At 75.6% G+C, this 11,198-nt stretch carries 7 protein-coding genes; 6 read left to right on the forward strand and 1 reads right to left on the reverse strand.

The features are described 5' to 3' along the window. The coding region (locus tag ACFU74_RS05560) for a TolB family protein (protein WP_380752164.1) at positions 1-1,579 on the reverse strand (1,579 nt) is incomplete at its 3' end. Between the two features lie 245 nt (positions 1,580-1,824). On the opposite strand from ACFU74_RS05560, the gene ACFU74_RS05565 reads away from it, so the two are divergent. The 6 genes from ACFU74_RS05565 to ACFU74_RS05590 all read left to right on the forward strand — a co-directional run bounded on the left by ACFU74_RS05565 (position 1,825) and on the right by ACFU74_RS05590 (position 11,180). After that, positions 1,825-2,058: a WhiB family transcriptional regulator gene (locus ACFU74_RS05565; RefSeq protein ID WP_380752167.1), complete on the forward strand. Its 234-nt coding sequence runs from the start codon at positions 1,825-1,827 to the stop codon at positions 2,056-2,058. Between the two features lie 120 nt (positions 2,059-2,178). After that, positions 2,179-5,088 carry an AAA family ATPase gene (locus tag ACFU74_RS05570; RefSeq protein ID WP_380752170.1) on the forward strand — a complete coding sequence of 970 codons (2,910 nt, stop codon included), beginning with the start codon at positions 2,179-2,181 and terminating at the stop codon, positions 5,086-5,088. 208 nt (positions 5,089-5,296) lie between these two features. Beyond that, on the forward strand, positions 5,297-8,074 hold the full coding sequence (locus ACFU74_RS05575; RefSeq protein ID WP_380752173.1) for an AAA family ATPase: 2,778 nt from the start codon (positions 5,297-5,299) through the stop codon (positions 8,072-8,074). A gap of 174 nt (positions 8,075-8,248) precedes the next feature. Then, positions 8,249-8,896 (forward strand): sigma-70 family RNA polymerase sigma factor, encoded by a 648-nt coding sequence (locus ACFU74_RS05580; RefSeq protein WP_380752176.1) that lies wholly within the window; start codon positions 8,249-8,251, stop codon positions 8,894-8,896. An 86-nt stretch (positions 8,897-8,982) separates the two neighbouring features. Beyond that, positions 8,983-9,720, forward strand: coding sequence for a VOC family protein (locus ACFU74_RS05585; RefSeq protein WP_380752179.1), 738 nt, complete (start codon positions 8,983-8,985; stop codon positions 9,718-9,720). A 404-nt stretch (positions 9,721-10,124) separates the two neighbouring features. Next, the gene (locus tag ACFU74_RS05590; protein ID WP_380752182.1) at positions 10,125-11,180 is read left to right on the forward strand and encodes a polyprenyl synthetase family protein; all 1,056 of its coding nucleotides are present in this window, start codon (positions 10,125-10,127) and stop codon (positions 11,178-11,180) included. Positions 11,181-11,198 lie beyond the last annotated feature (18 nt).

Consider the following 11,198-nt stretch of genomic DNA (forward strand, 5'->3'; position numbering starts at 1 on the left):
CGCCTGGACCGCGCGATCTCCCGCTCCCGGCGGCTGAGCAGGGCGCAGGAACGACTCGGTCGTCGCCGCCGACCGGGTGGCGGGGGGCGGGCTTGGCGAAGACCTGGAAGCCCTCGGTGGGCGGGGCGCCGGCGCCGGGGACCAGGTTGCCGCTGGTGGAGCCGAAGACCACCGTGCGGCCGGTGGCGGACACGAACGGCGCGTTCGAGGAGCCGTTGCCCAGCGAGCCGTCCGGGGCGGTGGCGACGCGTTCGGTCCGGCCGGTGCGCAGGTCCTGGCGGTAGACGTCCCAGTCCGCGTGCTGCGGGCCGGGGACCAGGTTGTCGGCGGCGGACTCGAAGTAGATCCAGCGGTTGTCGGCGGTGATCGAGCCGTGGTCGGAGGAGCCGACCGAGCTGGTCCCCGGCAGGCCGCCGCTGACCTTCGTCACCGTGCCCGTCGTCAGGTCCCGGACGTGGAGCACCGTGTGGTAGCGGTGGCCGTTGGTCGAGCCGCCCGGCTCGGGCAGGGTGTAGACCGCGCGCCGCCCGTCGGGACTGATCGTCGCCTCGAAGCTGGAGTGGCCCACCTCGCCGTCGAGACCCACGCTCACCGGCGTCAGCTTCCCGGACGGCACGTCATAGGTGTAGTAGACGGCGGACGTCGGGTGCGAGAGGACCGGCTGCGCCTGCGCCAGGGCCTTCGGGAGGCTGCGGCGCGCGGCCTCGGCGGCGCTCGGGGTGAGGTCCGCCTCGGCGGGGTCGGCGGGCGGCTGCTCCTCCGGCAGCAGGGCGGAGAGCGAGGAGAAGCCGATGGTGCGGCCGTCCGCGCTGATCGTCGGGTGGATCGAGAGGCTCTCGCCCGGCCGGCCGTTCGCGTCACGCGAGACGAGCCGGGTGGTGTGGGTGCGGCGGTCGGTGAGGTAGACGTTGTACTTCCAGGTGTACGGCCTGTTCAGCGTGGGATCGCCGTCCACCGGGCCGCTGTCCACCACCGTCGGGTCCAGGTCGGTCCGGGCGGACACGAAGGCCACGTAGCGGCCGTCCGCGCTGATCGAGGGCGCGTAGGAGGAGTGGAACCGGTCGGTGTCGGTACCGGCCGGGCCGGCGCTGATCAGCTCGGTGCGCCCCGTCCAGCGGTCGCGCACGTACACCTCGCCGCGCCCCTTCACCGGCAGGCCGGGCACCACGTCCTCGGCGTCGCTGTCGAAGGCGACGTAGCGGCCGTTGGCGTTGATCGCGACGTAGTCGGTGAAGCCGGCCAGCGGCTCGTCCGCGTCGGAGAGGTTGACGCGCTCGGTGCGGCCGGTGCGCAGGTCCGTCACGAAGGCGTCGCGCCAGGTCTTGCCGGGCTGCTCCACCAGGTTGGTGGCCCAGGAGGTGAACAGGGCGTAGCGGCCGTCGGCGCTGACGCCCTGGCTCCAGGACTGGTCGTCGGGCACGGCGCCGTTCAGCCCGGTGCTGATCTGGACGGTGCCGCGCGGCACCGGGCGGGCCTGGGCCGGGGCGGTGGCGGCGGTCGCGGCGATCAGCACGGCCGCGGCCAGCACACCGCCGCCGGCGAGCCGGCGGTTGCGGGTCGTCCGGGTGGTACGTGGCATGGCGTTTCCCCTCTGCTTGCCCGGCCGGGCTCCCTCCCGGTGGCGGGCTCTGCGGGAAAGCCAATCCCCGGGCGGGCCGGCGGGTCAACGGCTGTCGGCGTTCGGCGGCGGAAAATACGTCAACGGTCCTATCCGCCGGGGCCCGGCGCTCCGGCCCGGCGGCCGATGTCACAATCGCCGCCCGTACGGAGTCATAGAGGGCGAGGGCGAGCGAACAGCGGACCACGTGGCACGGAGGGAACCTCATGAACTGGCGTGAGTCGGCCCGGTGTCGAGGCACGGACCCCGAACTCTTCTTCCCCATCGGCAGCGGCACCAGCTTCCCGACGATCGTGCAGAGCGAGGAGGCGAAGGCCGTGTGCGGGCGCTGTCCGGTGTCGAGGCAGTGCCTGGAGCGGGCGCTGGAGGCGCCCGTGGAGGGGATCTGGGGCGGGACGACGGAAGCGGAACGCCGCGCGCTGCGACGGCGCCGGGCATGAGGCGCCGCGGCGGTGGCCGGGCGGGCCGTCCGTTGTTTGTCCGGCCCGCGCGTGCTGGGGCATCATGGGGCGGGCCCGAGCCGATCCGGGTCCGGACCTCGGACTGCGTGGTGGTGGCGGATGGCGGGCGGCGCTCCTTGGCGCGGACTGGGGGGACCGGGCGGGACCGCCGGTCCGGGCGGACTGCGCGGGCGGCGGGGCGAGCGCGGTGCGCTGGACCGGGTGACCGACGGCGTCCGCGGCGGCCGGGGCGAGGTGCTCGTGCTGCGCGGTGAGCCGGGGGTCGGCAAGTCGGCCCTGCTGGAGTACCTGGCGGGCGGCGCGACCGGGTGCCGGGTGCTGCGGGTGGCGGGCGTGGAGTCGGAGATGGAGCTGGCGTTCGCCGGGCTGCACCAGCTGTGCCTGCCCCTGCTGGGACGGCTCGACCGCATCCCCGGTCCCCAGCGTGACGCCCTGTCCGTCGCCTTCGGCCTCGAAGCCGGGAGCACCGGCGGCGCGCCGGACCGCTTCCTGGTCGGCCTGGCCGTCCTCAGCCTGCTGGCCGAGGCCGCCGAGGAGCAGCCGCTCGTCTGCGCCGTGGACGACGCCCAGTGGCTCGACCGGGTCTCCGGCCAGACCCTGGCCTTCGTCGCCCGCCGGCTGCTGGCCGAACCCGTGGCCCTGGTGTTCGCGGTGCGCACCTCGGCGCCCGCCGCGGGCGGCAACCCCTTCGCGGACGGCGACCCGTTCGCAGGTCTGCCCGAGACGGTGGTCCGCGGACTGCGCGACGACGACGCGCGGGCGCTGCTGGAGTCGGTGGTCCCCGGCCGGATGGACGAACGCGTCCGGGACCGGATCGTCGCCGAGACCCGCGGCAACCCGCTCGCCCTGCTGGAGCTGACCCGGGGCCTGACCGCGGCCGAACTGGCCGGCGGGTTCGGGCGTCCGGACGTCCGCCCGCTGGCGAGCCAGATCGAGCAGAGCTACCTGCGGCGCATCGGCGCGCTGCCCGACGCGGCCCAGCGGCTGCTGCTGGCGGCGGCCGCGGAGCCGGTGGGCGACGTGCCGCTGCTGCGCCGGGTCGCCGAGCGCCTCGACATCGGCGCCGACGCGGCGGGAGCGGTGGAGGCCGCGGGACTGGTGGAGTTCGGCACCCGGGTGCGCTTCCGCCACCCGCTGGTGCGCTCGGCCGCCTATCGCGCCGCCGACCCCGCCGTGCGCCGCGACGTGCACCGCGCGCTGGCCGAAGCGACCGATCCCGATTCCGACGCGGACCGCCGGGTGTGGCACCGCGCCCACGCCGCCGTCGAACCCGACGAGGCCCTGGCGGGCGAACTGGAACGCTCGGCCGGCCGGGCCCAGGCCCGCGGCGGGATCGCGGCGGCCGCCGCCTTCCTGCGGCGGGCGACCGAGCTGACGCCCGACGCGGCCCGGCGCGGCACCCGGGCGTTGACCGCCGCGCAGGCCGCCTTCGACGCGGGCGCCCCCGACGCGGCGCTCGAACTCCTCGCCGCGGCGCGGTTGGGCCCGCTGGACGAGGCGCAGCAGGCCCGGCTGAGCCGGCTGCGCGCCCAGACCGTCTTCGCCCGCAGACGCGGCGGCGAGGCGCTGCCGCTGCTGCTCGACGCCGCCGGCCGGCTGGCGCGGATCGACGGCGCGGACGCCCGCGAGGCGTACCTGGACGCCCTCGGGTCGGCGGTCTTCGCCGGACGGACGGGCGCACCCGTCGGCGTGCGGGAGGTCGCCGAGGCCGCCCGCACGGCCCTGCCCGTGGCGCTGCCGCCGCGGCCGACGGACCTGCTGCTCGAAGGCCTGGTCGGCTGGTTCGCCGACGGCTGCGCCACCGGCGGCCCGCTGCTGAGGTCCGCGCTGGCGGCGTTCGGGCGGTCGGCGTACGGGAAGCCGGTGTCGGGGAAGCCGGCGCACGGGAGGCCGGCGGTCGGACGGTCGGCGTTCGGACGCTCGGAGGGCGCCGAGGACGGCGAGGTCATGCGCTGGCTCTGGCTGACCTGGCTGGTCGCCGGCGAGATGTGGGACGACGGGACGTGGCACCGGCTGACCGAGCGCGCGGTCGGCTCGGCCCGCGAGACGGGTGCCCTCAACTTCCTTCCGCTGGCCCTCGGTTACCGCGCCGCCCTGGCCGTGCACACCGGTGACTTCGGCCTCGCCGCCGCCCTGATCGACGAGGCCGACACCCTCACCGAGGTGACCGGCCACTCGCCGATCGCCTACCCCTCGCTGCTGCTGCTGGCCTGGCGCGGCGAGGGCCCCCGGGTCGCGGAGGTGATCAGCGCCGCCGCCGGGGAGGCCACCACCTGGGGCGAAGGGCGGGCGATCGGCCTGGAGCACTACCTCCTCGCCGTCCTCCACAACGGCCTCGGCCGGTACCGGGAGGCGCTGGACCACGCCGAACGGGCCGTGGAGTACGAGGACTTCGCGGTCGCCGGGTTCGCGCTCGCCGAGCTGGTCGAGGCGGCCGCCCGCGCCGGCGCCCCCGAGGCGGCCGAGGCGCCGCTGCGTCGGCTGGCGGAGCGGGCCGAGGCCGGCGGCACGGACTGGGCGCTCGGGGTGCTGGCCCGCTCACGGGCGCTGGTGAGCGAAGGGCCGGCCGCCGAACGGCTGTACCGCGAGGCCGTCGAGCGCCTCGGGCGCAGCCGGGTCGCCGTCCAGCTCGCCCGCACCCACCTGGTGTACGGCGAGTGGCTCCGCCGCGAGAACCGGCGCGCCGACGCGCGGGCGCAGCTGCGCACCGCGCACGGGATGCTGCGGGGCTTCGGCGCGGGCGCCTTCGCCGAGCGGGCCCGGCGCGAACTGCTGGCCACCGGAGAGACGGTGCGGTCCCGCCCGGCCGACGGGGCCGGTCCGCGCGAGGCCCTGACGACCCAGGAGGGGCAGATCGCCCGGCTGGCCGCCGACGGGCTGACGAACTCCGAGATCGGCGCCGAACTGTTCATCAGCCCGCGCACCGTGGAGTGGCACCTGGGCAAGGTGTTCACCAAGCTCGACGTCAGATCGCGCAACCGGCTCCGCGCCGCCCTCACCGGCGCCTGACGCCGCCACCGGGGCCCCGGGCCCGTCCCGGGCCGACCCCCCCGGGTCGACCCCGGCCCGTCCCGGCCCGTCCCGGGTCTGCCCCGGGCCGTCCCCGGGGGTGGACCGGGGATCTCCCGGGCGCGGGCCGCCGGGCCCGGGCGGCAGGGTGGTTCCGGCGGCACCGACCGGCGCCGCGCGGGGACGGAGCGGAAGGGCCTGCCGGTTGATGACTCGGGAGCCGATGCTGGGGCGGAGCCGTGAGTGCGCGGCGCTCGACGGACTGCTCGACGCGGTGCGCGCCGGCGAGAGCCGGGTACTGGTGCTGCACGGCGAACCAGGGGTCGGGAGAACCCGGCTGCTGGAGTACGCGACCGCCCGCGCCCGGGGGTTCAGGGTGGCCAGGGTGACCGGCGTCGAGTCGGAGACGGAGCTCCCGTACGCCGGCCTGCACCAGCTGTGCGCCCCGTTCCTGGGCCGGCTCGACCGCCTGCCGGCTCCGCAACGCGACGCGCTGGCCACGGCGTTCGGCCTGGCCGCGGGCCCCTCGCCGGCCCGCTTCCTGGTCGGGATCGCCGTCCTCGGCCTGCTCGCCGACGCCGCCGAGCAGGAGCCGCTGGTCTGCGCCGTCGACGACGCCCAGTGGCTGGACGAGGTCTCCGCCCACACCCTGGCCTTCGTCGCCCGGCGGCTGCTCGGCGAGCGGATCGCCCTGGTCCTCGCGGTGCGCGAGCCCGCACCCGACGCCGGGTTCGCGGGGCTGCCCCGGCTCGCGGTGGGCCGGCTGAGCGACGGCGACGCCCGCGCCCTGCTGGCCGCCGTCGTCCCGGGCCGGCTCGACGAACGGGTCCGCAACCGGATCGTCGCCGAGACGCAGGGCAACCCGCTGGCCCTGCTCGAACTGCCGCACGGGCTGACCCCCGAGGAGCTGGCGGGCGGCTTCGGACGCCCCGACGCCCGGCCGCCGGCCGGCCGGACCGAACAGGCCTATCTGCACCGGGTCCGCGCCCTGCCGCCGGGCCCCCGGCAGCTGCTGCTCATCGCGGCGGCCGAACCGGTCGGCGACGTCACCCTGCTGACCAGGGCGGCGGCCCTGCTCGGCGTCGAGGAGTCCGCCGCCGCCTGCGCCGAGGCCGCCGGCCTGGTCACCATCGGGACCAGGGTGCGCTTCCGCCACCCCGGGGTGCGCTCGGCGGCCTACCGGGCCGCGAGCGCCGAGGCCCGGCAGCAGGTGCACCGGGCCCTGGCCGACGCGACCGACCCGGACACCGACCCCGACCGCCGCGCCTGGCACCTCGCCAACGCCACCGCCGGCCCCCACGAGCAGGTCGCCGAGGAACTGGAGCGCTCCGCGGGCCGGGCGCAGGCCCGCGGCGGGGTCGCCGCGGCGGCCGCGTTCCTGGCCCGGGCCGCCGAACTCACCGCCGACCCGGCCGCCCGTGCCGCCCGGGCCCTCGCGGCGGCCCAGGCCAAGTACCAGGCCGGCGGCTACGACACCGCGCGCGAACTGCTGGACGCCGCCTCCCTCGGCCCGCTGGACGAACGCCGGCTCGCCCAGGCCGAACTGCTGCGCGGCCGGATCGTGCTCGCCGCCACCAGCACCGGCAGCGCCCTGCCGATGCTGGTGCGGGCCGCCGACCGCCTGGAACCGCTGGACGCCGCACTGGCCCAGCAGACCTACCGCGACGCGCTGGACGCCGCACTCGTCGTCGACCGGGCGCCGGGCGGCGCCCGGCTGCGGGACGTCGCCCGGGCCGTGCTCGCCGCCCCGCCCGGGCCGCCGCCGGTCCGCAACGACCTGCTGCTGCGCGGCCTGGCCGCGATGACCGTCGACGGCTTCGCGGCGGGCGCGCCCATGGTGCTGAGTGCCCTGGACGCCCTGCGCACCGAGGAGGTCTCCCCGGCGGAAGGCCTCGGCTGGTTCCCGCTCGCCGCCCGGATGGCCTTCACCGTCTGGGACTTCGACAGCAGCACGGTGCTCTCGACGCGGCTGGTCGAGCTGGCCCGCGAGACGGGCGCGCTGTCGGTGCTGCCCTCGGCGATCCTGCAACTGGTGTCCAACCGCGTCCTGGCCGGCGAGATGGACCGGGCGGACGCGCTGATCGCCGAGGCCAGAGCGATCGGCGAGGCCACCGGGAGCCACTACCTCGCCCACTACGCCTCGCTGGTGACCGAACCGTGGAAGGGCCGGGAGGCCGAGGTCCTGCGGGCGGTCGACGCGATGGCCCGGGACGCGGACCCGGGCGACGCCCCGGGCTCCGGAGCCTGGGCGAAGGCGGTGCTGTACAACGGGCTCGGCCGCTACGAGGAGGCGTGCGCCGCCGCCGAGCAGGGCGCGGAGAACCTCCAGGAGATCGGCCTGGCGATCCGGTCGATGGTCGAACTCGTCGAGTCAGCCGCCCGCAGCGGCCGGCGGGCCCGCGCCGCCGAGGTCGCCGACCGGATCGCCGGCACGGCCCGGGCCAGCGGCACCGACTGGGCCCTCGGCACTTCGGCCATGGTCCGTGCCCAGGTGAACGACGGACCGGCCGCCGAGGCCCTCTACCAGGAGGCGGCCGAACGCCTGGGCCGCACCGGCGTCCGGATCACCCGCGCCCGCGCCCACCTGCTCTACGGCGAATGGCTGCGCCGGGAGAACCGCCGGGTCGACGCCCGCGAGCAACTGGGCATCGCGCACCAGGCGCTGAGCCGGATCGGGGTGAAGGGCTTCGCCGAGCGCGCCTGGCGCGAACTGCGCGCCACGGGGACGGGGCCGGGCACGACGGCTGTGCCCAGGCGGGGCGCCGAGTCGCGCACCGCCGAGCCGCGTACCACGCTCACCGCCCAGGAGGCCCAGATCGCGCGCCTGGCGGGCGGCGGGATGACCAACCCCGAGATCGGCGCCCAGCTGTTCATCAGCCCGCACACGGTGGAGTGGCACCTGCGCAAGGTCTACACCAAGCTCGGCGTCACCTCGCGCCGGCAGCTCAGCGGCGCGCTGGTCGACGAGCCGGCCGTCCCGGCCTGAGCCCCCGGCACCGGGACCGGGACCGGCACGAGCACCGGCACCGGCACGAGCACCGGCATCGGCCACCAGGGTACGGACCACGCACCCTCCGGGGCGTCACCGACGGGCGCGCGGCGCGAGCGTGGTCACAGCGGCGTCGACGGACGCCGCAGACGGAAACGGAGCGATGCCGTGGTGACCGCCTTGCAAGACCTCCCGCCCCAGCCGTCCACGACCGTCGGCCGAGGCACCCTGGACGAGGCCGCGACCGACTTCGAGCGGCTGCGCCCGCAGCTCTTCGCCATCGCCTACCGCACGCTGGGCATCGCGGTCGAGGCGGAGGACGTCGTCCAGGACGTCTGGCTGCGCTGGCAGAACGCCGACCGCGCGGCCGTCGTCAGCCCCGCGGCCTTCCTCTCCCGTGCCACCAGCCGACTGGCCATCAACGTCGCCCAGTCCGCCCGCTCCCGCCGCCAGACCTGCCTGCGCCCCGGGCTGCCCGAGCCCGTCGACCCCGGCGCCGACCCCGAGACGGGGATGCAGCGGACGGAGGAACTGGAACTCGCCCTGCTCCTGGTCCTGGAACGGCTGACGCCGACCGAGCGCGCGGTGTACATCCTGCGCGAGGCCTTCGAGTACACCCACGCCGACATCGCCGCGATGCTCGGCCTCAGCCCCGTCAACGCCCGCAAGATCGCCAGCCGCGCCCGCCACCGCCTCACCGCCGAGCAGCGCGCCACGGTCGACGCCGTGGAGCACCGCCGGCTCCTGGAGGTCTTCGTCACCGCGGCCCGCACCGGAGACGTGGCCTCCCTCAAGTCGATCCTCGCCGCCGGGCGCTGACCGCGCGTCGCCTCCGTCCGCGGGTCCGCTCCCGGCCTCGCCACCCCCGTTGGCCTGGGGTTTCGGCAGGTTCTAGGATCTCCGGCATGGCAACGCGACTTGTACAGATCAATATGAAGGCTCAGGACGACTCCGCGCTCGGGCGGTTCTGGGCGGAGGTGCTCGGCTGGGGGATCGACAGCGAGGGGCCCGGTGTCACCAACCTCGAACCCGTGGGCTTCGCCTACCCGGACCCCGTGGCCGTCTGCATCGACATCGTGGCCCGCCCGGAACCCAAGACGGCGAAGAACCGGGTGCACCTCGATCTGGCCACCACCTCGGCGGCCCATCAGGAGGAGTTGGTCGCGCGCCTGAAGGATCTCGGTGCGACGCTCGCCGACGTGGGGCAGGGCGATGTCCCCTGGACGGTCATGGCGGACCCGGAGGGCAACGAGTTCTGCGTCCTGGAGCCCCGCCCGGTCTACCGGGACACCGGGCTGATCGCCGCGGTGGTGGTCGACTGCACCGATCCGCGGGAGATGGCCCGGTTCTGGGGCGGGGCGACGGACTGGACGCTGCACGAGGTCACCGACGACCACGCGACCATGCGCTCCGCCGAGGGCGTCGGCCCCTACCTGGAGTTCGTCCGCACCCCCGACACCAAGAGCGGGTGGAACCGCGTCCACCTCGACGTCGCCCCCTACCGCGGTGACGACGCGGCCGAGGAGGCGGCCCGCCTGCGCGCCCTGGGGGCCACCGACCCCGAGTTCGACCGGTCCGCGATCCACTGGACGGTCCTGGCCGACCCGGAGGGCAACGAGTTCTGCCTGCTCTCCCCTCGCTGACCCCGAGAGCGGCTCCGGCCGGTCCCGACGGGCGGCACGACGGGCGGCACGACGGGCCCCGGGCCGCCGACAGCGCGGCCCTGGGCCCGGGCCGCTCCCGTTCCGCCGGGCGAGGCCACCGACGGCTCCCGACCCTCCGTCGGCCGGTCGGCGGCACCCCGGAACCCCGGCCGGTCGGTCACTGTGATCTGCGCCACAAGGTACTTGTTGGTAGGCAATGCGGAGCGTGATGGCGGTCGGCGTGGGCTGGTCGAACCGTTTGTCGTCGCAGTGCGCTCCGTGAGACCGGATCCCGGAATTCCCTGTTCCGCTACGGTTTACTTCGTCGTCGCCCTGGTGTGATCCGGGTGGCTCTCCTAGTCTGAGGGCCGGCCTGCAGAGGTCACGGGGGAAGGAAACCATAAATGACGGCGACGACGCCGCGTGCTGCCCATTTGTCCTCGCCCGGCGAGGAGGCCGCCAGGATTCAGGAGCGGCTGCAGAAGGACCTGGTCCGGGTGCGGGAGGCTCTGCACTCCCTGCTGATTCCGCCGCACAGCCGCATTCGGGAACCGGTGCTCCATGCCGTGGAGAACGCGGGGCACCTGCTGCGGCCGACGCTGGTCCTGCTCTGTTCGTACCTGCTCGACGACGAGGTCGGCGGGCGCACCCGCCGGCGGGTCATCGAGGGGGCGGCGGTCGTGGAGACCCTGCACATCGCGACCCTGCACCACGACGACGTGATCGACGAAGCGCAGATCAGGCGCGGTGAGCCGAGCATCAACGCCAAGTACGGCAACGCCATCGCCCTGCTGGCAGGGGACTACCTGCTGGCCCGCTGCATGCAGGGCGCCGCCGCCCTGGGCCGGGCCCAGCTGCTCACCATGGCCGAGACGCTGACCGACATGTGCGTGGGGCAGATGCTGGAGTCCACCCAACTGCACGACCCGACGCGCTCCGAGGCGGACTACTTCGCGGCGATCTCCGGGAAGACGGCGCGGCTGCTGCGGTCGGCGGCCGCGACGGGGGCGCTCCAGTCGAAGGCGGGGAGGGGGGAGCGGGAGGCGCTGGAGAGCTTCGGCCACAACCTCGGCATGGCATTCCAGATCTGGGACGACATTCTCGACATCTGCAGCCGGGAAACCGGGAAGCAGCAGGCGAAGGACATTCTCAACGGCGTCTACACATTGCCGGTGATTTATGCCGTCCAGGATTTCGGGGATCGCCTGGTCCCGGTTCTCCGCAAAAAGCCGCTTTCCGTCGGGCAATGCGAGGAAGTGGTGTCGCTGCTGCATGAGTCGGGGGCGATCGTCCGGGCGGCCACGGTCGCGCAGCGTTACACCGATGACGCACTTCACGCGGTGGAGACCCATCCCGCGACCGCCCCGCACGCACCCGTCGTGCGGCGCTGCCTCACCGACCTGGTCGGCAGCTTCGCCGCCCGGCACCCCGCGTTGCAGGCGCTGCGCGACGCCGCCTGAGCGGATCCGCGCGCGATC

Source organism: Kitasatospora sp. NPDC057500, assembly GCF_042802195.1.
GTDB lineage: Bacteria > Actinomycetota > Actinomycetes > Streptomycetales > Streptomycetaceae > Kitasatospora.